Source organism: Streptomyces sp. NPDC046900, assembly GCF_040644975.1.
Classification (GTDB): Bacteria; Actinomycetota; Actinomycetes; order Streptomycetales; family Streptomycetaceae; genus Streptomyces.
The window spans coordinates 1-24176 of sequence record NZ_JBEYXD010000053.1 but is presented as its reverse complement, the minus strand read 5'-3'; the positions used below and the strand labels follow the sequence as shown (position 1 = coordinate 24176).

At 68.8% G+C, this 24176-nt stretch carries 19 protein-coding genes, 1 tRNA gene and 7 pseudogenes; 16 read left to right on the top strand and 11 right to left on the bottom strand.

Annotation, left to right across the window (positions count from 1 at the left end; translation table 11 throughout):
* Positions 1-13: 13 nt before the first annotated feature.
* The 4 genes and pseudogenes from ABZ904_RS34755 to ABZ904_RS34740 form a co-directional block, all read left to right on the top strand.
* The gene (locus tag ABZ904_RS34755; protein WP_361001398.1) at positions 14-1744 is read left to right on the top strand and encodes an LCP family protein; all 1731 of its coding nucleotides are present in this window, start codon (positions 14-16) and stop codon (positions 1742-1744) included.
* Between the two features lie 305 nt (positions 1745-2049).
* Positions 2050-2256 carry a DUF6417 family protein gene (locus ABZ904_RS34750; RefSeq protein WP_361001401.1) on the top strand — a complete coding sequence of 69 codons (207 nt, stop codon included), beginning with the start codon at positions 2050-2052 and terminating at the stop codon, positions 2254-2256.
* Positions 2257-2704: 448 nt separating this feature from the next.
* Positions 2705-2780, top strand: a tRNA-Met gene (locus ABZ904_RS34745).
* Positions 2781-2831: 51 nt separating this feature from the next.
* A pseudogene (locus ABZ904_RS34740) lies at positions 2832-3297 on the top strand (ATP-binding protein); the annotation flags it as partial.
* 47 nt (positions 3298-3344) lie between these two features.
* On the opposite strand, the pseudogene ABZ904_RS34735 reads toward ABZ904_RS34740, so the two are convergent.
* The 7 genes and pseudogenes from ABZ904_RS34735 to ABZ904_RS34705 form a co-directional block, all read right to left on the bottom strand.
* A pseudogene (locus ABZ904_RS34735) lies at positions 3345-3494 on the bottom strand (2-phosphosulfolactate phosphatase); the annotation flags it as partial.
* A 63-nt stretch (positions 3495-3557) separates the two neighbouring features.
* A pseudogene (locus tag ABZ904_RS34730) lies at positions 3558-3647 on the bottom strand (hypothetical protein); the annotation flags it as partial.
* Between the two features lie 516 nt (positions 3648-4163).
* On the bottom strand, positions 4164-5057 hold the full coding sequence (locus ABZ904_RS34725) for a Gfo/Idh/MocA family oxidoreductase (RefSeq protein WP_361001405.1): 894 nt from the start codon (positions 5055-5057) through the stop codon (positions 4164-4166).
* 31 nt (positions 5058-5088) lie between these two features.
* On the bottom strand, positions 5089-6303 hold the full coding sequence (locus ABZ904_RS34720) for an ROK family protein (protein ID WP_361001408.1): 1215 nt from the start codon (positions 6301-6303) through the stop codon (positions 5089-5091).
* Positions 6304-6306: 3 nt separating this feature from the next.
* Positions 6307-7191 (bottom strand): carbohydrate ABC transporter permease, encoded by an 885-nt coding sequence (locus tag ABZ904_RS34715; protein WP_361001411.1) that lies wholly within the window; start codon positions 7189-7191, stop codon positions 6307-6309.
* Positions 7188-8207: a sugar ABC transporter permease gene (locus tag ABZ904_RS34710; protein ID WP_361001414.1), complete on the bottom strand. Its 1020-nt coding sequence runs from the start codon at positions 8205-8207 to the stop codon at positions 7188-7190. The genes ABZ904_RS34715 and ABZ904_RS34710 overlap by 4 nt, the downstream gene beginning before the upstream one ends.
* Before the next feature lie 31 nt (positions 8208-8238).
* Positions 8239-9642, bottom strand: a complete 1404-nt coding sequence (locus tag ABZ904_RS34705; protein WP_361827888.1) for an extracellular solute-binding protein — start codon at positions 9640-9642, stop codon at positions 8239-8241.
* 126 nt (positions 9643-9768) lie between these two features.
* Between ABZ904_RS34705 and ABZ904_RS34700 the strand changes: the two genes are divergently transcribed.
* From ABZ904_RS34700 to ABZ904_RS34665, 8 genes and pseudogenes are all read left to right on the top strand, one after another.
* A complete protein-coding gene (locus tag ABZ904_RS34700) occupies positions 9769-10815 on the top strand; it encodes a zinc-binding alcohol dehydrogenase (RefSeq protein ID WP_361001420.1) in 1047 nt (348 codons plus the stop codon).
* 11 nt (positions 10816-10826) lie between these two features.
* Positions 10827-11627 (top strand): sugar phosphate isomerase/epimerase family protein, encoded by an 801-nt coding sequence (locus ABZ904_RS34695; RefSeq protein WP_361827883.1) that lies wholly within the window; start codon positions 10827-10829, stop codon positions 11625-11627.
* Entirely contained in the window at positions 11624-12979 is a 1356-nt protein-coding gene (locus tag ABZ904_RS34690) for a trehalase family glycosidase (RefSeq protein WP_361005832.1), read from the top strand. Before ABZ904_RS34695 ends, ABZ904_RS34690 begins: the two co-directional genes overlap by 4 nt.
* Positions 12976-14904 carry a glycogen debranching N-terminal domain-containing protein gene (locus ABZ904_RS34685; RefSeq protein ID WP_361005835.1) on the top strand — a complete coding sequence of 643 codons (1929 nt, stop codon included), beginning with the start codon at positions 12976-12978 and terminating at the stop codon, positions 14902-14904. The genes ABZ904_RS34690 and ABZ904_RS34685 overlap by 4 nt, the downstream gene beginning before the upstream one ends.
* Positions 14905-15086: 182 nt before the next feature.
* A complete protein-coding gene (locus ABZ904_RS34680; protein ID WP_361005838.1) occupies positions 15087-16091 on the top strand; it encodes an aldo/keto reductase family protein in 1005 nt (334 codons plus the stop codon).
* A gap of 1662 nt (positions 16092-17753) precedes the next feature.
* The gene (locus ABZ904_RS34675) at positions 17754-18116 is read left to right on the top strand and encodes a hypothetical protein (protein ID WP_361827879.1); all 363 of its coding nucleotides are present in this window, start codon (positions 17754-17756) and stop codon (positions 18114-18116) included.
* Between the two features lie 455 nt (positions 18117-18571).
* Positions 18572-19792, top strand: a complete 1221-nt coding sequence (locus ABZ904_RS34670) for a transposase (RefSeq protein WP_361005861.1) — start codon at positions 18572-18574, stop codon at positions 19790-19792.
* A gap of 28 nt (positions 19793-19820) precedes the next feature.
* Positions 19821-20150, top strand: a pseudogene (locus tag ABZ904_RS34665) (SDR family NAD(P)-dependent oxidoreductase); the annotation flags it as partial.
* Positions 20151-20345: 195 nt separating this feature from the next.
* Here ABZ904_RS34665 and ABZ904_RS34660 read toward each other — a convergent pair.
* The gene (locus ABZ904_RS34660; protein WP_361005864.1) at positions 20346-20816 is read right to left on the bottom strand and encodes an HtaA domain-containing protein; all 471 of its coding nucleotides are present in this window, start codon (positions 20814-20816) and stop codon (positions 20346-20348) included.
* 103 nt (positions 20817-20919) lie between these two features.
* Between ABZ904_RS34660 and ABZ904_RS34655 the strand changes: the two genes are divergently transcribed.
* Positions 20920-21243, top strand: coding sequence for a hypothetical protein (locus ABZ904_RS34655; RefSeq protein ID WP_361005867.1), 324 nt, complete (start codon positions 20920-20922; stop codon positions 21241-21243).
* A 140-nt stretch (positions 21244-21383) separates the two neighbouring features.
* On the opposite strand, the gene ABZ904_RS34650 is transcribed toward ABZ904_RS34655, so the two are convergent.
* Complete coding sequence (locus ABZ904_RS34650; protein WP_361827874.1) at positions 21384-21722, bottom strand: hypothetical protein; 339 nt, start codon at positions 21720-21722, stop codon at positions 21384-21386.
* A gap of 120 nt (positions 21723-21842) precedes the next feature.
* Here ABZ904_RS34650 and ABZ904_RS34645 point away from each other — a divergent pair, with 120 nt between their 5' ends.
* Positions 21843-22412: a hypothetical protein gene (locus ABZ904_RS34645; RefSeq protein WP_361005873.1), complete on the top strand. Its 570-nt coding sequence runs from the start codon at positions 21843-21845 to the stop codon at positions 22410-22412.
* A 211-nt stretch (positions 22413-22623) separates the two neighbouring features.
* Here ABZ904_RS34645 and ABZ904_RS34640 read toward each other — a convergent pair whose 3' ends face one another.
* Positions 22624-22806, bottom strand: a complete 183-nt coding sequence (locus ABZ904_RS34640; protein ID WP_361005876.1) for a hypothetical protein — start codon at positions 22804-22806, stop codon at positions 22624-22626.
* On the opposite strand from ABZ904_RS34640, the pseudogene ABZ904_RS34635 reads away from it, so the two are divergent.
* Together ABZ904_RS34635 and ABZ904_RS34630 are read left to right on the top strand one after the other, a co-directional pair.
* A pseudogene (locus ABZ904_RS34635) lies at positions 22804-22978 on the top strand (DUF2243 domain-containing protein); the annotation flags it as partial. The gene ABZ904_RS34640 and the pseudogene ABZ904_RS34635 overlap by 3 nt on opposite strands.
* 11 nt (positions 22979-22989) lie before the next feature.
* Positions 22990-23813: pseudogene (locus ABZ904_RS34630) on the top strand (cytochrome c oxidase assembly protein).
* Between the two features lie 50 nt (positions 23814-23863).
* On the opposite strand, the pseudogene ABZ904_RS34625 reads toward ABZ904_RS34630, so the two are convergent.
* Positions 23864-24176 (bottom strand): annotated as a pseudogene (locus ABZ904_RS34625) (hypothetical protein); the annotation flags it as partial.

Genomic DNA, 24176 nt, shown 5'->3' with positions numbered 1-24176 from the left:
GTGGAAGTGGGAGATGAGTGACCTGCGGGACGGCTCCGCCGACCGGGCCACACGCCGCCGTGCCACCCAGGCGCCCCGCCAGCGTACGGACAAGCCCGCCGACGGGCGTCCCCCAGGCGGCCGAGCCGCCGCGCGGGCGGCCTCCCGGTCCGTCGACCGCGGCCGCTCGCGGCGCCGTGCCCGGACGCGGCACCGCGCCCGGCCGAAGCGCCGAGGCAGGCGGGCCCTGCGGATCACCGGGATATGCCTGGCCGTCGTCGTGCTGGCCGCGGGCGGCGCCGGGTGGTGGTTCTACCACCGCCTCAACGGCAACATCAACAGCGTCGCCCTCGACGGCAGCGGCGGCAGTGAAAGACCCGACGCCCTCGACCGCACCCCCATCAACATCCTCGTCATGGGCACCGACGGCCGCACTAGCGCCACCGACTGCAAACTCGGCGGCGGCTGCTCGCAGACCGGCGTGCAGACCGGCAAGGGGAACGCAGACGTGGAGATGGTCGTGCACATAGCCGCCGACCGCTCCAACGCCACCGTCATGAGCATCCCCCGCGACACCATGATCCAGGTGCCGGCCTGCGCCGACCCCACATCGCAGCACAGCACGCGCGGCTACTACGGGCAGATCAACAGCGCCCTGTTCTATGGGCCGGCCTGCCAGGTCGCCACCATCCACCAGCTCACCGGCATCCCCATCGACCACTTCGTCAAGCTCGACTTCTCCGGCGTCGTCAGCATGTCCGACGCGGTCGGCGGCGTCTCCGTGTGCGTCAGCGACAACGTGTACGACACGTATTCGCATCTGAAGCTGTCGAAGGGCACCCACACCCTCAAGGGGGTCGCGGCCCTGGAGTTCGTCCGCTCCCGCCACGGCTTCGGCGTCGGCAGCGACCTGGACCGCACCTACGCCCAGCATCTCTTCCTCGGCGCCATGATCCGCAAATTCAAAAGCGCCGGCACCCTTACCGACCCCACCGCCGTCTACGGCCTCGCCGACGCCGCCACCAAAGCCCTCACCGTCGACAACGGCCTGGGCAGCATCAACAAACTCATCGGCCTGGCCACCGACCTGAACAAGGTGCCCTCAAAGCGGATCACCTTCACCACCATGCAGACCGCCCCCGACCCCAACAACAGTAACCGAGTAGTGCCAGATACTGGGTCAAAGTCACTGTTCGAGACGATCGCCAACGACCAGTCTTTGACTGGCTCCGACGGGAAGAAGTCAGCCGCGGCCTCTGCCACCGCTACCGGCCAGCCCGTTGACCCCGCCCGGATCGCCGTCACCATCGAGAACGGCACCAGCATCCCCGGCCGCGCCTCCCAGCTGGCCGCCGCCCTGACGGGCAAGGGCTTCAGCCAGAAGACCACCACCGCCAACGCCCCCACCACCCAAGCCACCACCCTCACCTACGGCACCGGCCAAAAACCTCAGGCCCAAGCCGTCGCCGACGCCCTCGGCCTGCCCACCTCCCACCTCAAACAGACCACCAGCAGCGGCCTGACCCTTGTCATCGGCGGCGACTGGTCCACCGGTACCACCTACCCCACGGGCAGCGGCCACAGCACCTCCCCGGCCCCCGCCGACACCCACGCCGCCGTCTCCAACGCCCACGCCCAGACCGCCGACCAGTCCACATCCTGCGCCCAGGTCAGCCCCTTCAAAACCGTCCAGTTCAACGGCATCAACATGACTCCCACCCAGGCCTACGCCGCCGCCCGCAACCAACCCAACTCCGACGCCTGAACCGTGGATGACGGTGATGACGGCGGCACAGCCACCCTGGACGCTGTCAGGCGGCCATTCGGATAAGTCGCTCGGATACGGTCTTCGCTCGATGGCCCGCGTTCCGGCATGCACATGCGTCCCCGGGCCTTTTGCTCATGAGGACGATCGTTCGGCTGAAGCCTCATGAAGCCTTTCGCCGTGTAGGCGACCGCCCTTGACGACCGCACTTCGCTGATCAGTCCCGATTGGTGCCCGCACCGGTCGGGGCTGCTCTCCTGTCCACCGGTGCGTGACCAGTTGGAGGCCGGCTGCGTTGCCCGGGCATGGATCCCTACGATCACCTTGATCTCGACGGGATCGACTTCGCTCCGGTCGCGCACATGACCGAGCGCCTGGCCTTGCTCTCGCTTGAAGAGGCGCATGATCTGCTGTGCCTGATGGTGATGGTTGCCCGGGCCGGTGGGCCGATGTCTGCGGAGGCGGACCGGCTGGCGCGGGAGATCGCCGCTCGCATCCCGTCGGAGATCTGACCGCATCGCCCAGACGGACCGCTCATATAGGGCCGCACCCACCCGGGATCCGGGTGCGGCCTGAGGCGTTCCGATGTCTTCACTCCTACCCTGTCGTTTTGAGGATGGGATAAAGCCGTGGTGATGCGCAGGATCCCCGGACGGGCGAAGGCACAGAAGACTGCCAACCAGGGTAGCGGGCTCCGCTGCTGTGATGGTGGTGGCGGACTGGGGGACGGTCGCCGCGCGGAAGACGCCGCAGTGAGCTCGCCGCCGGCTATTTAGATGCTTTCCGATCCCGCAGCCACCGTTGGCCGCAGTATTGGTCGATTCAGCGGTTTCAGCGCCCGAGTTCGCCCGGATCCCGGCCGCGCGGGGGGACGGGCTCTTGACGGCCTGGGGTGGGGCACACCCCACCCCGGAAAATCCCTGCAGGCGAGGCGCGCGCGGCGTACGGTTGGGGCACCGACGCGGGGTGGAGCAGCTCGGTAGCTCGCTGGGCTCATAACCCAGGTCGCGTGGTTCAAATCCCGCCCCCGCTACCAACTCCGGCCCCTCAACGATATGCGAGGGGCCGGACTCTTGGCCTGTAGGGGCAGCCGCTCTGCCTGATCGGAGACTCAGGCACGGGCAAGTCCCACATGCTGATCGCCCTGGGCACCGAGGCCGCGATGAAGGGCTACCGCGTCCGCTACACACTCGCCACGAAGCTGGTCAACGAACTGGTGGAGGCCGCGGACGAGAAGCAGCTGACCAAGACAACGCCCGCTATTGCCGAGTCAATCTCCTCTGCAGCGACGAACTCGGCTACATGGAACTCGACCGCCGCGGCGCCGAACTCCTCTTCCAGGTCCTGACCGAACGCGAGGAGAAGAACAGCGTCGCCATCGCCTCGAACGAGTCGCTCCCCAGATAGATGGCTGGACGAAGACGTTCACTGATCCCCGGCTCTGCACGGCGATCGTCGACCGCCTCACGTTCAACGGCACGTTCATCAAGGCCGGCACCGGCTCCTACCGCCTTGCCAGCACCCGGGCCCGAGCCGAGGAGCCGGCCAAAGCGGGGTGGCCACCAGAACTCCAGCAGGTTACCGGGCGTCGGCTGAGTCCTCAGGCCACCGCAACGGGACGGAGCACCGTCAGAGAGTCTTCATGGCGAGCCACCATCGCGAAGGAGAACCTGTCGACCTCTAGGCAGAGATCGACATCGTCTTGATGTACTCCCTGGTATCCGCGGCGCAGTCCGTCGGCGAGATGGGCGGGCAGGCGCACGCGCTCGAATCTCTTGCGCAGCGTGGTCTGCGCGCGGACGTTCTCACGACCTGCGTTGTCCGGGTCGCGCGCGATGTCCTCGCCGGCGAGGAACCGCTGCCACTTGCGGCTGTTGCGGTCGCAGGCGTAGCCACGGCGGATCTCCAGCCGTCATGCACTGTGCTTAAAGTCGCGAAAGAGGTCGGAGATCGACGCGAACGGCTGCAGCTCGGCCATGGCCGCCTGCGGCGGCCCGGGCGCGTGAAGTGACGAGTAGCTTCGCCGGCGTGGAGACCGACCGGCAACAGGCGCCCGGGAGGAGGCGGAGGCGTCAGGACGGAATCCGAGTGATGCTCAGTGCCTTCAGCCAATCGCCTTCGTGCCCTGGTGCCGCACGACCCAAGTCGCCGGCCCACGTGACACGTCCTCCTTCGGACACTGGTCGGCAAGGCCGTGAGAGCACGCCGAGGAGGGTGCTCGACGTCGCCTGGGTGTCGGACGTGCGCGGCGCACTCTGCCGCAGGATCACTATGACTTGCTCATCCAACGGCTGGGCCTGGCGTACCTGTCCTTGCAGAAGGGGCAGCGGGTCACCGTCGGCGGCCTCACGTGGTGAGAACGAGTGGTCCTCGTCCTCCCGTGGAAGGGCGGGGCTCGTCGTGTCTGGATCGGGTCAGCTCACTGCTGTGTGGCTCGTTCAATGAGGGTTTGCAGATACAGGCCGCGCTGAGCGTCGAGTGCGGTGGGTGTGTGGGTGCGTACGGCGGTGGCGAATTCGCGGCGCAGGATGGGCCAGCCCTCCTCGTGGTCGATTGCGGCGGTGTCGTAGACCAGGGAGGGGTCTGGGCCGAAGAGTTCGACGCGGGTGACGGCGCGCGGCAGGTTGACGGAACCGGACAGGGAGGCCTGGCTGACGGCGCCGTTGGCGTGTTCGCAGGTGAGCTCGATCCAGCGCCGGGGATCTCCCGTGCTGCGGATGGTGGTGATGGGGCCGATCGCGGTATCCAGGAGGTCGAGGAGGTGGGGTCCCAGGTCGAGGAGCGCGCCGTGCTCAAGTCGCCAGCCGGTGGCGAAGTCGCCGCCGAGGAAGGCGCCGTGGAGATAGCAGGAGCGTGCACCGGCGATGTCGAGGGTGCGAGCGGTGTCAAGGAAGGCGCGGGTGGTGGGGTGGTAGCGCTTGGTGAGGACGAGTTGGGAGATCACGCCGGCTTCGGCGATGGCGTCCGCCACGTGCTGGGCTGTGGGCAGGTCGGGGCCGAGAGGCTTTTCCAGCAGCAGTGCTTTTCCTCGCTTGGCCGCCAGGGGTGCCAGCTCGCCCTGGACGGCGGGCGGGACGGCGAAAGCCACGGCTTCGCAGTGGTCGAGGAGTTCGTCGAAGTCGGCGGCGACGTGGGCCGCGTAGGGGGCTGCGGCCTGCTGGGCTGCTTCAGGGCGGCGGGCCCAGACTGCGGCGAGCCGTGTTTCGGGTCCCGCGGCGAGTATGCGGGCGTGCATGGCGCGGGCCCAGGGGCCGGCGCCGACGAGGCCGACCTCGAGTGGTCGGTGTGTCCAGGGGGCAGGTTGTGTGGTCACGGTGTTCCTGTGGGTGTGCGGCGTGGGGGCGTCAGAGTGCGAGGCGGTTGAGACGGGCGTCGGCGCGGTCGGGGGAGTAGAGGGACTCAACGACCATGGATGCGGCTCCGATGACGCCGGCATGGTCGCCGAGGCGTGAGGTGACGACCTGGAGATTGGCGGTGGTGCGGGGGATGGCGCGCTGGTAGAGCAGTTCGCGTACTCCGGTCATGAACGGGACGCCGGAGAGGTCTCCGGCCAGCATCAGGACGCCCGGATTGAGCAGGGTGACGACGGTCACGAGGACTTCGCCGGCGCGGCGCCCGGCCTCCCTGGCCAGACGGATGGCGTCGGGGTGGCCTTCGGCGAGCAGGCGTTTGACGTCGGAGCCGGAGGCGGTGTCGAAACCGAGAGCGGTCAGTTCCCGTGCGAGGGCTCGGCCGCTGGCGACGGCGGCCAGGCAGCCGCGGAAGCCGCACATGCACAGGACGTCGGGCTGGTCGTGCAGGCGGATGTGGCCGATATCGCCGGCGCCGCCGTCGATGCCGCGGTAGACGTTGCCGCCGACGACGACGCCCGCGCCGATGCCGGTGGAGACCTTGACGAGTACGAAGGCCTGGCAGTCGCGGTGGTTGGCCTGCTGCTCGGCCAGGGCCATGAGGTTGGCGTCGTTGTCGACGAACACGGGGATGGGGCCCTCACCCATGCTCGGGCCTACGTGATGGGCGTAGGCCTTTTGCAGGCGTTGTGGGACGGGGTAGCGGTCCCAGCCGGGCATGATGGGAGGCTCGATGACCTGTCCTGTCTCCCAGTCGACGGGGCCGGGCACGGAGAGTCCGATGCCGCAGACATGGGTGGCGTCCACACCGGCTGCGCCGATCAGCTCGGGAAACCAGCAGGCCAACTGGTTGAGCACGTCGTCCGGGCCGTCGCTGATGTTCAAGGGGGCGGTGTGCTCGGCAAGGATGGTGCCGGCCAGATCCAGGACAGCTGCACGTGCGTGCCTGGTCTCGAGGTCGACAGCGATCACCGAGGCGTGTGCCGGGTCGAAGGCGATTTGGTGGGAGGGACGGCCGCCGGTGGAGGTGCCGGCGGTGTGCCGAAGCCAGCCGGCGTGGTTGAGGAGGTCCAGCCGCTGCCCGATGGTGGAGCGGGACAACCCGGTGATGCGTTGCAGGTCGGCTCGGGTGTTGGCGCGGCCGCTGCGGATCAGCTGCAACAGTCCGCCCGCGCTGACCTGACTTGGCGTCATCATGACATCCCCCATGGTTCAGCTCTTGTCGGCGCCGCTGGTCAGGCCCTCGGTCAGCATGCGCTCGGCGGCGAAGAACAGAAGTATCACGGGGATCGTGAGCACGACCGAACCGGCCATGAGGACGGTCTTGGGGACCTCGACGCCGTTGGAGAGCTGTGCCAGGCCCAGGGACACGGTCCACTGTCCCGGGTCGGCGGCCAGGAAGAGCAGCGCGAAGAGGAACTCGTTCCAGGCGATCATGAAGACGTACAGGCCGGTCGCCATGAGGGAGGGCAGGGCGAGGGGCAGGACCACCTTGCGGACGGTCTGCAGCCGGGTGGCTCCATCGATTGCTGCCGCTTCCTCGATGGAGGGGGGGATCGTGACGAAATAGTTCTTCAGCATGTAGATCGCTACCGGCACGGTCTGGGCGACGTAGACGATGGCGAGGCCGACCAGGCTGGAGGACAGGCCCATCTTGGCGAAGATGACGAACAGTGGAACGGCCAACAGGGTGGCGGGGAAGAGGTAGACGGCCAGGAAGAGCGCGCTGACCTGGCGGTGGCCGAAGAACTTCAGTCGACTGACGGCGTAGGCGCCGGGTACGGCGGCCAGCAGGGTGAGGACAACGGTGCCCAGCGACACCAGCGCGGAGTTGAGCAGGAACTTCAGGAAGCCCTGACCGCCGTCGTCGGTGGACTTGAGGACGTCGCGGTAGGTGGACAGCGTGAAGTCCTTGGCCGAGACCCACAGCGATCCCGGGTCGAGCAGGAGGGCATCGATGGGCTTCACGGACAGCAGCAGCATGTAGTAGAAGGGCAGCAGGGTGATCACTGCGAGAAACGCGATGACGAGCCAGCGCAGGACGCCGAAGACTCTGTCCTCGAACTGGGCCCTGGTCAGTGCGGCCTTGCGGGTCACGATTCCTCCTGGACCTTGTTGCCGAAGAACTTGAAGTAGAGGCCCAGCAGGATCATCAAGGAGGCGGCCAGGACGAGGGCTTGGGCCGCCGCGGCTCCCACGTCGTAACGGGCGGTGAGGAAGTCGTAGACCCGGACGGCGGCGGTGTCGGTTCCCGCGCCGCCTCCGGTCAGCAGGTAGACGTCGTCGAACTTGTTGAAGGTCAGGATGAACCGCAAGACGCACAGCAGGGCGATGACCGGCATCAGTTGGGGCAGCAGGATGTGACGGAAGCGCTGGGTGATGGTGGCCCCGTCGACCATGGCGGCCTCCTCCAGGCCGTGCGGGACTGCCTGCAGCCGGGCGAGGATGAACAGGAACGCGAAGGGGAAGTAGCGCCAGCACTCGAAGGCGATGACGGTCAGCAGGGCCAGTGGTATGTCGAAGTGCACACCGAGCAGGTGGACTTCGTACTGGCGGGTGGAGAGGAAGGCGATGGGGTTGTCCCATCCGAACAGGCGGTGGCCCCAGTTGTTGACCACGCCGTACTGCGGGCTCAGGGCGACTTCCCAGACGAAGGCGACGGCGACGACCGGGGCGACGTAGGGCAGCAGCATCGCCGCGCGCAGCAGTCCACGCCCGCGGAAGGGCTTGCGCAGGGCGAGGGCGGCGATGAGTCCGAGGACGACGGAGCCGAAGGTGCCGCCCGCGGTGTACAGCAGGGTGGTGGCCAGGCTTGACCAGAATCCGGCGGAGTCGAAGACCTGGGTGAAGTTGTCCAGGGACCAGTTCCCGAAGATGCCCATGCCCTGGATGTCGACCAGCTTGGCGTGCTGGAACGCCAGGAGCACGGTCCACAGGATGGGAAGGATCACCACCACGAGGACCACGATGAAGGTGGGGGTGACGAAGGCGAGGCCGGCGCGGTTGGCGCGACGGCTGGCGGTCAGCGGGCGCCGCCGGCGGTGGGGGGGCCGGTCTGTCGACCGGGGGCTGGTGTCGCGGCGCTGCGGTGCGCCGACGGGGGCTGTTGTCATGAAGTGACCTTTGTGACGTGCATGCGGGCGGCTACTGCAGGGACTTCTTGAGGGCGGCGACGTCGTCGTCGGCTTCGTGTGCGGCCTCGGAGGGGGAGATCTGTCCGCTGGTCATGGCGCCGATGGCCTTGGGCACGGGAAGTTCGCCGTTGGTGGCGCCGACGAGGGCTCCTTCGCCCTGCGTGATGCCCCAGCGCCGCATGTTGCTGACGCCGCCTGCGAGTTGGTTGAGCAGGGTCGCCGGGTACACCTGGTCGAAGGGCTTCTTGGTGTCGACTCCGATGTCGCTGTGGCGCCAGGCGTCGAGGTAGAGGTCGGGCTGGGCGGCCGTGCCGTGGCGCACGGGGATCTTGCCTTCGGGTGCCATGCCGAACCAGGGCTCGTAGCCGGGGCCCATCATGTACTCGATGAACTGGCGGGAGGCCGACGTCTCGGCCGTCTTGGTGGTCGCCCATGAGGTGATCTCGCCGAACTGGGCCGGCGTGGTGCTGTCGGGGCCCTGCAGTGCGGTGGCGATGCCGCTGTTGCGGGAGAGGTACTGCGGGTCCTTCTTGCACTGGGGGCAGCTGGGCAGGGCGTCCTTGCGCAGGCCCGCGAGTTCGTCCAGCAGGAACGACGACCAGATGACCATGGAGGACTGGCCGGCGAAGTAGTTCGCGCGGGTGGTGTCCACGGTTTGGGTGCCCGGGGCGCCGTAGGTGCGGGCGAGCTGGTCGTAGGTGCGAAAGGCCGTTTGGCACTGCGGGGATTCGAGGGCGACGGCGTGGTGGTCGTCGACGAGCTGGCAGTTGTTGGCCAGGGCGAGGCTCTCGAAGCTCTGCGAGGTGAAGGCGTCGCCCGGGTCGGTGGCCGCCGAGAGGCCGTCATGGCCCTTGGTGGTGAGCGCCTTGGCGGCGCTCACGGCCCGCTCGTAGGTGTTGGGGGTTGCCAGCTGCTTCTGGTCGAACTGGTCCTTGCGGTAGACCAGCAGCTGGAGCCAGGCGTCGGAGGGCACACCGAGACTGGTCTTCCCGTCCGAGGTCAGGTCGAGCGCGTTGGCGTTGAAGGTGCTGCGCCCCAACTCGTTGATGATCTTCTTCGGGATGTCGGTGTTGAGCAGCCCGTTGGTGTACATCTGCCAGACCTGCCCCATCGGGGCCGCGCCGATGACGTCGGGGAGCTTGCCGGCCGCTGCGGCCGACATGATCAGTTGGGGCATCTGGCCCTCGTCGACTCCGACGAGATGGACCTTGATCCCGGTCTTCTTCTCGAACCCGTCGATCGCCTTCTGCGTCGCCGCGACGCGATCGGGGAGGTTCTCCTGTGACCAGACCGTTATCTCACGGTCCGGTTTGCCGGGTCCGGTGCTGCTGGAACAGCCCGTGAGCAGCCCCACTCCCAGGGCTGCTGTGACGCCGACCGCGGTCATCCTCGACCGCCGGGTCATGGTGCGCATTGCGTGTCCTTGCTCCGGCTTACGACTACTGGACACGCATCTCAGCACTAGTTTTGCGTATTGACAAGACATAAGTTGGGGCTATTGTCGACGCAACTCACCACCGCACCACTTCCGGAGCCATCCGTGGAACGCGTCGTTCAATTCACCGGCCCTCGCCAGGTGGAGGTCGCCCAGCACGTCAGAGCCGAACTGCCCCCGGGCCACCTGAGGGTCCGCACCCGCTACTCGGGCATCTCGGCGGGCACCGAGCTCACCGCCTACCGGGGGACCAACCCCTACCTGACGCGTACCTGGGACCCCGACGCGCGGCTCTTCCGGGAGGGCGCCGCCGGCATCCAGTACCCCGTGGCCGGCTGGGGCTACTCCGAGGTCGGCGAGGTCGTCGAGGTCTCCCCGGACCTTTCCGACACCCCGGGGCTGCCGCACCCCGGCGACCTGGTGTGGGGCATCTGGGGACACCGCAGCGAGGGCATCGTCCCAGCCGAGCGCATGATCGGCCACACCCTGCCGACCGGGCTCGAGCCCCTGGCCGGCGCCTTCGCCCGGGTCGGCGCCATCGCCTACAACGCCGTACTGGCCGGCGACATCCACCTCGGCGAGGACGTCGCCGTATTCGGCCAGGGTGTCATCGGACTGCTCACCACCCGGCTCGCGCAGCTCAACGGCGCCCGCGTCACAGCCGTCGACGCGCTGGACGGCCGCCTTAAGACCGCCCAGCACTATGGCGCACATCACACACTCAACGCCCGCACGGACGCGGTGGCCGAACGCATCCGCGAGGCCACCGCCGGGCGCGGCGCCGACCTCGCCATCGAGATCAGCGGTGCCTACCCGGCCCTGCACGATGCCCTGCGCTCAGTCGCCGTCGGCGGCCGCGTGGTGGCCTCCGGCTTCTACCAGGGTGACGGCATCGGCTTGCGCCTGGGAGACGAGTTCCACCACAACCGCGTGCAGCTCATCTGCTCCCAGATCGGCGGCGTCCCGCAGCAGCTGTCCGGCCGCTGGAGCGTCGAACGCCTCCAGCAGACGTTCCTGCGGCTGGTCGCCGAAGGACAGGTGGACGTCACCACCCTGGTCAGCCATGTCATCCCGGCCGCCGACGCGGCCGACGCCTACGTGCTACTCGACGAGCGCCCCGCCGAGGCGCTGCAGGTCGTCCTGGAATTCTGAAAGGCCCCCTCATGCTCAAGACCGCCGTCCAGGAGCAACTCCTGCCCGGAGACACCCTGCAGGCCAAGTGGGACTTCGCCCAGCAGGCCGGCTACGACGCCATCGAGCTGCGCGGCAAGGGCGACTTCCACTTCGCCTCGCGCCTGCAGGAGTTGAAACAGGCCGGCAAGGACGGTGTGGTCATGCCCACGGTCTGCGTCGACATGCTGCACTTCTTCGGCGCCTTCGACGCGGACCTGCGCCGCGACGCCATCGCGCAGATGAAATCACAGCTCACCGTGATCGCCGAGATCGGAGGCCTGGGCGCCCAGACCCCGGCCTCCTACGGGATGTTCTCCCGCCGCCTTCCGCCCTTCGAGGCGCCGCGCACCGAGGAGGAGGACCGCGAGGTCCTGCTCGCCGGACTGTCCGAACTAGGCGAGCACGCACGCAAGGAGGGCGTCACGCTCTTCCTGGAGCCGCTCAACCGGTACGAGGACCACATGGTCAACCGGCTCGAGCAGGCTGCCGAGCTGATCCGCCAGACCGGACTCGACTCGATCAGGATCGGCATCGACAGCTACCACATGAACATCGAGGAGAGCGACCCGGCCGCCGCGATCCTCGCCCACGCCGACGTCATCGGCCACGCCCAGGTCTCCGACTCCAACCGCTTCCAGCCCGGGGCCGGACACCTCGACTGGCCCGCCTGGCTCGGCGCCCTGCACACGATCGGTTACGACGGCTACCTCGCCGCGGAATGCCGACTCACCGGCGATCCCCTCCAGGCCGTCCGCTCCATACCCGCCTTCCTGCAGAGGTCCGGCGCGTGAGTTCCCTCCTGGACCGGCCCGTGTCCACCGCGGCCGCAGCCCTGACACTGCGACGCGGTGCGACGCGGGTCCTCATCGACAACTGGACCGGCATCTCCACCGTTCCCTCCCGCACCCTCTACCCCCATCAATGGAGCTGGGACTCCGCCTTCATCGCCATCGGGCTGCGCCATCTCTCGGTGCGCCGCGCCCAGCAGGAACTCGAGTCCCTGCTCGCCGGGCAGTGGGCCGACGGACGCATCCCGCACATCGTGTTCAACCCCGCCGTCCCGCACGACGCCTACTTCCCCAGCCCCGACTTCTGGCAGTCCTCCCACGCCGGCGAAGCGGCCGGCGCACCGACGGCCCCCCAGACCTCGGGCATCGTCCAACCCCCCGTGCACGCCCTGGCCGCCTGGCTCGTGCACCAGGCAGGCCCGCAGGAATCACGACGCCGCGGCTTCCTCGCCCGCGCCTATCCACGGCTCGCCGCCTGGCACGACTATCTACTCACCCGCCGCGACCTCGGCGGCGCAGGGCTGGCGGCCGTCGTCCACCCCTGGGAGCCCGGCATGGACAACAGCCCCTGCTGGGACCAGGCCCTGCAGCGCATCCAGCCCGCCGCGCCCGAGGCCTTCCAACGTGCCGACCTCAACCACGGCCACCCCGCCGACCGGCCCACCGACCTGGACTACGGCCGCTATGTCCGGCTCGCGACCAACTACCGCGAGGCCGGCTACGACGACCATGCGCTGGAGCACGGCTTCGCCATGGAAGACCCCTGCTTCAACGCCCTGCTCATCGTCAGCGAGCGGGCCCTCGCCGCCATGGCGTACGAGCTGGGCATGGATGGTGCACCTCACTCGCGGCGCGCCGACGAACTGACCCGGCAGCTGGTGGCCCGGCTGTGGGACGACGACGCCGGCCTGTTCCGTGTCCTCGACCTCAGGACCGACTCCCTGATCGACGAACGCAGCGTCACCGGCCTCATCCCGCTCGTCGTGCCAGGCCTGCCCTACGACATCGTGCAGCGCCTCCAGGACGTCCTGGACGGCCCGCACTTCAGTGCAGCGGCCACCGGACTGGTCCCCAGCTACGACCTCACCGGTCATGCCTTCGACGCCCATCGCTACTGGCGCGGCCCGGCCTGGTTCAACACGGCCTGGCTGATCCACCGAGGACTGCGCACCCACCGTCTCCAGACGGACGCCGAACGCCTCCATCAGGGTTTTCTCGCGGAGGCAGGACGGTCCCGGTTCGCCGAATACGTCGACCCCACGACCGGCACCGGCCGAGGCGCCCGGCACTTCTCCTGGACCGCCGCCCTCACCCTCGACCTGCTGTGCGCCGACCCGAAGGAGCCCATGCCATGAACGCGGCCGAGACCCGCGTCCAGCTGGTGCGCGACGCCACCTTCGTCCGCCTCGACGCCGACGCAGGCATCAGCGGCACCCGCGGCACCACCCCCGACGGACTCTTCTTCAGGGATGCACGCCACCTCAGCCGCTGGCAGCTCACCGTCGACGGCACCAGCCCCAGCGCCCTGGTGCCCGCCGAAGCGACGACGGACGACACGGCGGCGTGTGTCCTCACCCCCCAGGGCACGCGGGACAAACCACCCGCCTACACCGTCTTCCGTCGGCAGACCGTCACCGCAGGGACCCTCACCGACCATCTGCGCCTGGTGAGCAACCTGCCCGACCCGGTGACCGCCCGCGTCGACCTCACCGTCAACGCGGACTTCGCCGACCTGTTCGAACTGCGGGCCGACGACCGCCACTACCCCAAACCCGACGGCCGACACACCGCACACCCCACACCCGACGGCCTGCTCTTCGACTACCACCGAGCCGATTGGCACGCCCGGACCACCCTCGCCTGCCATCCCGCCCCCAACGCCCTCACCCCGACGGCCGACGCACAGCAATCCACCGCGCGGACCCTCAGCTGGCACCTTCGGCTCGACGGGCACGGCGAGAGCGAACTCCACCTGACCGTCCGTGCCCACCCGCACGGGCTGCCGCTCGACGCGCCTGCCGTGCCGCACCCCCACCGGCAGACGCCGACGGCGACGGACGACCTGAGCCGCACCTGCGAACGCGGCCTCGCCGACGTGGACCTGCTGACCATCCCGGTCACCGGAGTCGACGGTGACGAGGTACACGTCCCCGCCGCCGGCATCCCGTGGTTCCTCACCCTGTTCGGCCGCGACTCCCTGCTCACCTCCTACTTCCTCCTGCCCTACCGACCCGGCACGGCCGCCGCCACACTGAGCGCCCTCGCCGCCACCCAGGGACAGCGCTACGACACCTTCAGCGGCGAACAACCCGGACGCATCGTCCACGAGACCCGCCACGGCGAACTCGCCCACTTCCGACAAATCCCCTACGGCCGGTACTACGGCGCCGTCGACGCCACACCGCTCTTCCTGGTCCTGCTCCACGCCCACTACGAGACCACCAACGATCGCTCCCTCGCCCTACGCCTGGAGCGGCACGCCCGCAACGCCGTGGACTGGATGCTCACCGACGGCGGCCTGGAAAAACACGGCTACCTCCTCTACACCCCCGACCCCGGCGGGCTGGTCAACCAGAACTGGAAGGACTCCGCAGGCGCCATCTGCTTCACCGACGGCACCCAGGCAAAAGGCCCCATTGCCGTCTCGGAAGCCCAGGGCTACGCCTACGACGCACTCCAGCGCACAGCAGAACTCGCCCACAGCATCTGGCAGGACGAACCGTACGCGGACCGGCTGCGTGACGCCGCCGCCCGACTGCGCAGCCGCTTCACAACGGACTTCTGGATGCCCGAAGCCGACTTCCCGGCCCTCGCCCTGGACGGCGACGGACGCCAGGTCGACGCCCTGGCCTCGGACGCCGGCCACCTGCTGTGGTCCGGGATCCTCGACGCGGAGCACGCCCGCCGGGTCGGCCGACGCCTGCTGGCACCGGACTTCTTCTCCGGCTGGGCGATCCGCACCCTGGCCGCCGGACAAAAGCCGTACCACCCTCTCTCGTACCACCGCGGCAGCGCCTGGCCCCACGACAACGCCGTCATCACCCTGGGTCTGGCCCGCTACAAGCTCGCCGACGAGGTCGACACCATCACCGAAGGCCTCATCGCGGCAGCGACCCATCACGGCTACCGTCTGCCCGAAGTCATCGCCGGCTACGACCGCTCCGCCACCACAGGTCCCACCCCCTACCCGCATTCCTGTTCACCCCAGGCATGGGCAGCCGCAGCGCCACTAGCCCTGCGCACGGCGCGGCAACAGGTGCGGAACGAACGACGGACCTGAGCACCGGCCCTCGCCGGTCGCTCTCCCGCGCCGGGCACACGACCGAGGGCCAGAGGGACCTTCACAGAAGCAGACACGTGCTGCCACCGAAGGACCTGAAATGACCTGATGAAAGCCCTGCCAGTGCTCCTGCACCGGGCCGAGCCGACGCTCCCGCACATGCCAACAAAAGGACTACTTCCATGCATCACCGTCATCTCGGCCGTAGCGGACTGGTCATCAGTGAGATCGCCTACGGGAACTGGCTGACCCACGGCTCGCAGGTGGAGGCGGAGGCGGCCACCGCGTGCGTGCGCGCGGCGCTGGAGGTGGGCATCACCACCTTCGACACAGCCGATGCCTACGCCGGGACGCGTGCCGAGTCCGTCCTGGGCCACGCGCTGAAGGACGAGCGCCGCGAGGGGCTGGAGATCTTCACCAAGGTGTACTGGCCGACCGGACCGGGTCGCAACGACCGGGGCCTATCACGCAAGCACCTCATGGAATCGATCGAAGGATCGCTGCGACGCCTGCGGACCGACTACGTGGACCTGTACCAGGCGCACCGGTACGACGTGGCTACGCCGCTGGAGGAGACGATGGAGGCGTTCGCCGACATCGTCCACTCCGGCAAGGCCCACTACATCGGTGTCTCCGAGTGGCCCGCGGAGCAGATCCGGCGCGCTCACGCCCTGGCGCGGGAACTGCGTATCCCTCTGGTGTCCAACCAGCCCCAGTACAACGCCCTGTGGCGGGTCATCGAGGCAGAGGTCGTGCCCACCTGCGAGGAGCTGGGCATGGGCCAGGTGGTGTTCTCGCCGATCGCGCAGGGTGTGCTGACGGGCAAGTACGAGCCCGGTCGCCGGCCTCCGCAGGGCTCGCGAGCCACCGATGACAAGGGAGGCGCCGACATGATCGCGCGGTGGATGCGCGACGAAATGCTGGAGGCCGTTCAGCAGCTCAAGCCGCTGGCCGCCGAGGCCGGGCTGTCCCTCGCACAACTGGCCGTGGCCTGGGTGCTGCAGAACCCCAACGTCTCGGCTGCCATCATCGGCGCCTCGCGTCCGCAGCAGGTCGCGGAAAACGCCAAGGCCTCCGGTGTCGTGCTGACGCCGGACCTCATGGCCCGCATCGAGGAGATCCTGGAGCCGGTTGCGGTCACCGACCCCAAGCGGGTCCACGACAATGTGCCGCAGCGCCGCCCCTGATCCCGGGCCACGGCCGGACCGCCGACGCCCCGGCCGTGGCCGGAACAGGCGAGGGGGCGGCCGAGGAACGGCACCGGGCCGCCTGAGGACGGTCGGCGCAGGTTGACTCCGGGCGGCACGGACGACACACCGGTCTGCGCGGTCGACTCCGGGCGGCACGGCCAGCTCCGGTCAGCACAGCTGGCCTTGGACGGCACAACCAGCCCCGGCATGAGACGGCGCGTGTGCATACTCCCGCACCCAGCTGATGGGTGAGGGGACAGCAAGCGCTCCAAGCTGCCCGAAATCGTGTGCAGTTGAGTACCGTCGCCGGGCGCGTCGGCGGACCGGCTCGTAGCGTGCGTCCTGGAAGCGGTGATGAACTTGCCGGTGAAACTCCGGTCAGCGTAATGACCAAGCAGCGCTATAGCTGGTGGCTGGCGGTGGGGGAGACCCGTCTGTCGAAGCGCCACGACAAAGCGTCTCTGATTGGCTCCCAAGGCTGAGCGTTGCTCAGCCTTGGGAGCCAATCGCCTTCGTGCCCTGGACTGAACGACAGAAGCCGCCAGCCCGCGTGGCACGTCCCTGCGGATGCTGGTCGACCGGGCCGCAACACCCGACCGAGGAGGGTGCCCGACGTCGCCTGGGCGCCGGGCGTGCGCGTAGCGGGTGTTGCGCGTCGGCGGGGCCGTCGCGCCCAGCGCGGGACACCCCGGCACACCGAAGAAAGAAAGGGCGAGCGGGGCGCGGCCGGCAGCCGCAGCAAGAGAGCACGGCGCGGGAATCGCGATGCCGTGCTCGAGGACTCCCCGCCGCACTCCCGCCCGTAGCGCTCGCGTGCCTCGGTCACCGCCCGCTGCCAGGTACGGGCAACACCCCCGTGCTCACACGCTAGTTCGGCAGCAAGCCCGCGGCGGTATCCACCGGCCCCACGCAGCGCCGCAAGAGCCACCTCCTGTGACTTCTCATGTCGGTGTCACTATTCATTCTCGCTTTGATGTCATGCGTTTCTTGAGACATCGCGTGAGAGAAATCGGTGACACCACGTGAGAGTCCCCAGCGCACTCCGGAAGCAAGAATGCGCAAGGTGCGGACGGACCGGCTGGCTGGACGTCACACGGTCGACGGGGCGTAAGCCCGCCGGCAGGAGCTCAATGACGACCAATGGAGCGGTGACGTGCAGCGGGCGGAACGAGGCCTGCCCGGCTCGCATCCCACCCCCGAGGGGTGCAGAATGCGGCCGCTCGTTGTGTGCCGACGGCGCAGTGCTGTATGACGTTGTGCGCCTTCGCGCCGCACCTCGTGCGGTAGACCAGCAGCCCGCTGGGGGAGCATCTGCTCAAGCAACCGCGTAATGAGAGGGGTGTGATGCGTTCCACCTACAGAGCCGGTTCCTCGGTACTGCTCGCCTGCCTTGTGCTGGCTGGCTGCTCCCCTACCTCCTCCATCGGCGGCACGCCCTCGTCCGGGAAGGCGAGTCCGGCGGCAGGAGCATCAGGTACGGCAGCCGCAGGGGGGACTTCCGAACGGCAAATCCCGGTCGGTGCCGGGCCGCAGAAGACGTACAGCGTGCAACAGCAGCCCCCGGCGGGTAGCTGCCACTACCGCACCGAGAAGGGGGAGCCGTTGGAGGATCCGGCGTGCACCCCAGGCGCTATCTCTCCGGCTGTCACGCAGGCGAACTTGAAGTCCACGATCTGCCGTAAGGGTGGCTACACCGCCGGTATCCGCCCGCCCGTCTCCGTCACCGGCAAGGAGAAGGAAGGGAACGCGGCCTCCTACGGCTACACCGGTCGTATGGGCGACGCGGAATACGATCACTTGATCAGCTTGCAGCTCGGCGGTGACCCTAACGACCCTCGCAATCTGTGGGTTGAACCCCCAGACCCCGGCCACCAGGCGGGCGGCGGAGTCAACAACAAGAAGGACCCGGTGGAGACGAAGCTGCACACCGCGGTCTGCGCCGGCCAGGTCACCCTCGCCGCCGCCCAGCGCGCCATCGTCACCGACTGGACCACCGCCCTGAACACCCTCGGCATCGGTTGACACCGCCCCAGCCGGACCCAACTGAAGGAGAAACCGCCCGCCTGGTGGCGGCGGCCCCCTTTCAGCGCGTGCGGGGATGAAGGGGTGTGGCACCGTCGACGCGGACCGGGCCCGTCACACCCCCGTGGTGACGGGCCCGGCTTCATTCAATGCGCGAGGGCGACGGTGATCGGCACGTCGGGGCACCGGCTGAGACACGCGGGGAGTGTGGCCTGCCCGATGGGATCGACAGTCAGGCTGCGTCACACCGCAGCACCCCTGAGGCTAAAAGTTCACCGGCTTTCTCCGAGGATGCGCCGGTCTTCAGGCGGGGGAGGAATCGGACTCCTGCGGAGCAGGGCAGGGACAGCCGGATCGCCGTCAGGGCGATCCGGTGTCCACCCCGCACGGCGGTGATGCCGCCCACGATGATCAAGAACTCTCAACTGTCAGTCCTCCCAGGTAGGTTCGGATGCATGACGGCAGAAGCGACCACGAAGGACACCGGGCATGCCCGGTACACCTTCCGTGTACGCCTGTCCAAGACAGCCCGGCGCGCACTCGAAGCCGAGTGGGATCGCTGCCGCTGGATCTGGAACGAATGCGTGGCCAAGTCCCGGCAGGCCCACGTGCAGAGCAGAGCGGGCGGCGAGAAGGTGACGTGTGGTCCGGCGCAGTTGGACAGGATGCTGACCGAGGCGCGTCGGGTGACGCCGTGGCTGGCCGAGGGTGCCTCGGTGCCGCAGCAGCAGGTGATTCGGGACTTCGCCAGGTCGAGGGCGAAGGCGTTGAAGGACATCAAGGACCGGGTTGCGATGCACCGTCGGGCGGGGATGCCCCGCTTCAAGCGCAAGCGGGAGGCCAGGCCGAGCCTCAACTACACGAAGCGGGGTTTCCGTCTGAAGGACGGTCGTCTGCACCTTGCGGGCCAGATCGTGGTGAGCGTGGTGTGGTCGCGGGCTCTTCCGGCCGACCCGTCGAGTGTGCGCGTGTACCAGGACACGCTCGGACATTGGTACGCCTCCTTCGTCGCCCCGGCCCAGGTCGAGCCGCTTGTGGAGAGCGGCCACGTCCTGGGCGTGGACTGGGGTGTGAAGGAGACCGCGACCACCACCGACGACGCCTACGACCTTCCGCATGCCGAACACGGCAAGCGGGCCGCTCAGCGGCTCGCGAAGTACCAGCGGATGATGGCCCGGCGCCGGCGACCGAAAGGACAGCCCGCATCCACCGGCTACCGGAAGGCGCAGGCACAGGCAGCGAAGCTGCACAGGAAGATCGCGCGGCAGCGGGAGGACACCGGCCGCAAGTGGGCCAAGTCCGTCATGCGCGATCATGACGGGGTGGCGGTGGAGGACTTCAGGCCGAAGTTCCTCGCGAAGACCACCATGGCCCGCAAGGCGGCCGATGCCGCCATCGCGGCGACGAAGCGTGCCCTGATCGAGCTGGGCCGCAAGCACGCACGGGACGTCCGTCTCGTGCACCCGGCGCACACCACGATGGACTGCGCAACGTGCGGGGCGAGAACCAAGCACGCGCTACCTCTCTCGATGAGAACGTATGCCTGCACCGTGTGCGGAGCCGTGTCCCCCAGGGACAAGAACTCCGCCCGCGTGATGCTGGTCCGGGCAGGTTGGAACCCGGACGGTGTCGAGGGCGTAAGACCACCTGAGCCGCCGGCTCAGGTGGCAGCCTGAGCCGTACATCCCCGCTCAACCCTGGAGGGTGGAGAATCCCCTCCCTTCAGGGAGGGGAGCCTTCAAACCGCGCCACGCGCTGACAGCGACGCACGAGGACTGGCAGTGGGTGCTCGGCGTCTGCCTTTGGGGGACGATCCACGGCGTCGAGGAGTTCCTTCCCGGCATGGTCGCCTCGGGCCGGGCGGCCCATGTGCTCAACACCGCCTCGATGAACGGGTACGTGCCGAATCGGGTCAGCGCGCTCTACTCGACGGCCAAGTACGGAGTCGTCGGGCTGAGCGACACGCTTCGCCTGGAGCTGGCCGGGACCCAGGTGGGGGTGACCGTGCTGGCGCCGTCGGCGGTGCGCACGAACATCGGGAACTCCGAAGAGGTCCGGCCGTCCCGGTTCGCGCGCACCCGTGAGGATCCCCCTGATGATCCCTTCGCCGACTACGGGTTGAGTGCCCCTTTGAGCCCGGACACCGTCGCCGCGCTCGCTCTCGACGGAGTCCGGGCCGGTCGCGATGTGGTGTTCACCGACCGGTGTGGTGGCACCGATGCTCGACGATCAGCTCGCCCGGCTCAAGGGGAGCTGGACCACCAGAGGTTCGAACGGTTCACCTTCGGCGTAGACGTCGTTGAACAGCGCGACGCCTTCGGCCGTCAGAGCAACGTCGTCGCTGCCCCAGACTTCGGTGCCGTCCTGGTCGCCGAGACGCTGAAGAGTTCCCGTCACCAGCGGGACGCGCGGCGCGTCCTTTCGAGCCTGCGGATCCTCGATGCTCAGGACCACGCTGCTCCCGTCGATCTCCAGCCAAGGGTTGGCGACGCGGACGAAAAGCATTCCGAAGTACCCACTGAAGCGGACGTCGCCACGGAATGCCCACACCCCGGCGCCGCTCCTTTCGACGTCGTGCTCGTAGAAGAGGTCCCCGGTCCCGACGGGCACCGCGCCGGCACCGACCGACCCCTTGCCGTCGGGCATCCGGCGGACGTAGTCCACGAAGGACTTCTTCAGTCCCCACCGCAGGCCGTGCACAAGCCCCTGACGCTCTTCCTCGCCGGTTTCCCTGGATGCTCCTCTAATCGTGTTCGGTTACCATGTTGGCACGATTACAGACGGCCCGGGAAGGTTCATTGGGATGGCGCGCGATCGTACGGCTCGAGCCCGCATCAAGCAGTACCTCGTGCAGCACGGTCCGCTCGAGGACCGGCACGGCCTGGCCACCAAGGTGCTCAAGGAAGCAGTCGGCTATGAGGGCTCCTCCGTAGCCTTCATCCAGCTCCTCGCGGCCATGGAGCGTGACGGCGAACTGGTCCGGGAGATCCGAGGCAAACGGACCTACCGGATCACCGCGGTCGACCTCCCCGCCGGCTCGGGCGAGCCTGCCTCCGGAGTCCTGGAGACCCCGGCCGGCCGGTTGCAGGTCGACTACGACGTGCTGGCCCCGGTATCTGTTTCGTGAGCTGACGGGGAGCGGGACGCCCGCCGTGATCCAGGAACTGACGGCCGAGCAGCAGCGGATCGCGGCCGAGCGTGACGACTATGCGCGTCGTCTCGTGCTGGCGCGCGCCAAGCTCGAGGAGTTGCGAGCCCAGGCCGGGATCACCCCGGCTCCGGGTGCGTCGTCGCCGGCCCGGCCAGACCCGCGTCGCTGACCATCGGGTCCGGTTTTGGACCCGGAGTCTGAGCGCCGTCGTGGGGGATCAGCAAGGCCGCCCCAGCGGCGAGCGCCATGGCTGCCGCCAGCACAACGAAGGCGGCGACGTAACCCACCCCGTCGAGACCGGCCGGCCCCGCGTACGCCGTCAGGATGGCTGCCGTGGCGGCCGCCCCAAGTGAGCCACCGAGCGTCCTGATGTTCGTGTTCATGCCGTTCGCCACTCCGGTCTGACCAGCGGGCACCGAGGCCACGACCACGGCCGCGACAGTGGAAAGGATCAACCCGTTGCCGATGCCCTGAACGACGCACCAGAACGCTCGACGTCGGACTGGAGGTACTCGCCCGGAAGTTGTGACAAGCCGTCCTCCTCTCTACGTGCTATCGTGCTGCAATCAGGCGATGTGTCACTGGAGGACGAGATGGTTCGGGACCGCACCGCACGTTTGCGTATCCGCCAGTTCCTGGCCACGTCGGGCCCTGTCGTGGACCCGTCCGGATACGCCACGGGGGTGCTGAAGGACGCCGTCGGCTATTCCGGTAGCCCGGTCGCGTTCATCCAGCTCATCGCAACGATGGACCGTGAGGGCGAGATCGCGCGGGAGATTCGCGGCAAGCGGACGTACAAGATCGAGGGGTTGGGCGTGCCGCCCACGCCCTCCGCCGGTGCGCTCGCCCCGGCGGAGCCGGCCGGCGCGACGGCCACCGTCGCTGTCCCCGGCCAGCCGCCAATCGAGATCGATTACAAGTTGCTTGCCCAGGCCCTGGTCCGCGAGCTGCTCGGGGCGACTGCGGCAGCGCAGGAGGCCCAGGCCGCCGTCTCCTCGGCGGACGAGGACCGGCTCCAGGCCGAGCGTGACGAGTACGCCCGCCGGCTGGAGCTGGCCCGCGCCCAGCTCGACGAGTTGCTGGGCCAGCCGATCAGCGCCGACCTGCGTGGCGACGACGCGGCGGCCGGGCGCACCACCGACTGACACCCGGGTCACGGTCTGCCGCCCCGGACACCGAGAGAGGCGGAGCACCGTGGACCGGACCATCCCGAGCACCCAGCAGCGGGTCACCCTGGTCGCCCGCCCGGAGGGGGCGCCACGCCTTTCCGACTTCGCGATGAGCGCCGGCCCAGATGCCGACCGAGACCCGGCGGCATCGGCCGCCTACCGCTGCCTTGATGTTCGACCAGAACATTCAGTTGTCTTGGGCGGTGCGGTCAGCGTCCAGGCCGTCACGTTCGATCGCTGCGGCCGCATCGGTGTCGCCGTTTCTCTCCCGCAACCAGCTCAGGCGCCCCACAGCCTCCGAGTTTCCTCCTTCGGCGGCGCAGCGGTAGACGTCCTCGGCCCCGGTGTAGTCGCCGGCTTCTTCGCGCACGCGGCCTATAGGCATCCACCACGTCCACGGCGGCCCCTACCAGGCATGGTGGGACGCCGGCTTCCTCGTGCTGGGCGCCGTGTTCCTGGCCGGCGGCTACCTGCTCCAGCGCAGTGGCCAGCCCTTCGACCCGGGCGCCCCGGCCGGCCGGCGTGAGAGCCGCTACGCCTGATGGACCACGACATGCCCGCTCACGGGCACGACGCGGGCAGCAGCCTCCTTCAGTGGCTGCTGCCCGCCCTCGTCCTGCTGGCCGCCGCTAGCACCTACCTGCTACTCGCTCGCCGCGCGCGCCGCCGCAATCCGGCCTTGGGCTGGAGCAGGTGGCGGACGGCCGGCTTCCTGACCGGCACCGCGCTGCTCGGCATCGCGCTGCTGCCGCCCGTGGCGCACTTCGCGCACGAGGACTTCCGCGGCCACATGGCCCAGCACATGCTCATCGGCATGTACGCGCCGATCGCGCTCGTCCTGGCCGCCCCCGTCACCCTTCTGTTGCGCACCCTGCCCGCGGCCCGGGGCAGGCAGCTGACTGCCGTATTGCACAGCCCGCCCGCCCACCTCGTCGCCCACCCCGCCGTGGCGCTTGCGCTGTCCACGGGCAGCCTCGCGGTCCTCTACTTCACCCCCTCTACAACGCGACCACGGGCAACCCGGCCGGGCACTGGCTGCTGCACACACACTTCCTGCTGTCCGGCTGCCTGTTCGCCTACGTCATCGCCGGCCCCGACCCCGCCCCCTCCCAGCCCGGCGTACGCGCACGGCTGGTCTACCTTGGCGTCGCCATCGCCGCCCACGCGGGCATCTCCCAGCTGATATACGGCGGCTTCTGGGTCGACATCCACGCCCCCATCCCCCAGGTACAGGCAGGCACCGAGATCATGTACTACGGCGGCGACATCGCCGAACTGCTCCTGGCCGCCGCCCTGGTCGCCACCTGGCGCCCCGAGCCCCGGCGCCCGGCCACCCGCGAGCCCGCCACCGTCCGGGAAGTGACGGCACCGGCCTGAGCGTGCCCCCTGGTGTGTCGGCGACCGAGGAGAACGTCCCCGCAAGCTGTTTACCGGTGCGCGTTGCCCGGCGCGAGCAAGCTGGCCAGTTCGGCAATCGACTCGGGAGACGGCGTGAAGTAGCGGCGGACGTTCTCCGGCTTCTTGTGCCTCGACTTCGCCATCAGCATCAGCATCAGCAACGACGCGCCCTGCTCACCCAGGTGCGTCAGGGCGGAATGACGGTATGGGCTACACAGCCTGTTTCCCCAGTGTGGGCAATCCTGGTGCACGTCGTCTGGGCGCCCGATCGGAACCCAGCGGCCTGGCGGCCCCCGGTCCACGGCGACGAAAGCGGGAACCTCCAGGCGGAGACCGGTGGTC

Bases quoted from the DNA above. Each gene is read 5' to 3' on its own strand.
- ABZ904_RS34680 (WP_361005838.1), top strand. From the start codon at position 15,087: ATGCATCACCGTCATCTCGGCCGTAGCGGACTGGTCATCAGTGAGATC.
- ABZ904_RS34695 (WP_361827883.1), top strand. From the start codon at position 10,827: ATGCTCAAGACCGCCGTCCAGGAGCAACTCCTGCCCGGAGACACCCTG.
- ABZ904_RS34720 (WP_361001408.1), bottom strand. From the start codon at position 6,303: ATGGGGGATGTCATGATGACGCCAAGTCAGGTCAGCGCGGGCGGACTG.
- ABZ904_RS34655 (WP_361005867.1), top strand. From the start codon at position 20,920: ATGGCGCGCGATCGTACGGCTCGAGCCCGCATCAAGCAGTACCTCGTG.
- ABZ904_RS34685 (WP_361005835.1), top strand. From the start codon at position 12,976: ATGAACGCGGCCGAGACCCGCGTCCAGCTGGTGCGCGACGCCACCTTC.
- ABZ904_RS34705 (WP_361827888.1), bottom strand. From the start codon at position 9,642: ATGCGCACCATGACCCGGCGGTCGAGGATGACCGCGGTCGGCGTCACA.
- ABZ904_RS34755 (WP_361001398.1), top strand. From the start codon at position 14: ATGAGTGACCTGCGGGACGGCTCCGCCGACCGGGCCACACGCCGCCGT.
- ABZ904_RS34750 (WP_361001401.1), top strand. From the start codon at position 2,050: ATGGATCCCTACGATCACCTTGATCTCGACGGGATCGACTTCGCTCCG.
- ABZ904_RS34670 (WP_361005861.1), top strand. From the start codon at position 18,572: ATGACGGCAGAAGCGACCACGAAGGACACCGGGCATGCCCGGTACACC.
- ABZ904_RS34710 (WP_361001414.1), bottom strand. From the start codon at position 8,207: ATGACAACAGCCCCCGTCGGCGCACCGCAGCGCCGCGACACCAGCCCC.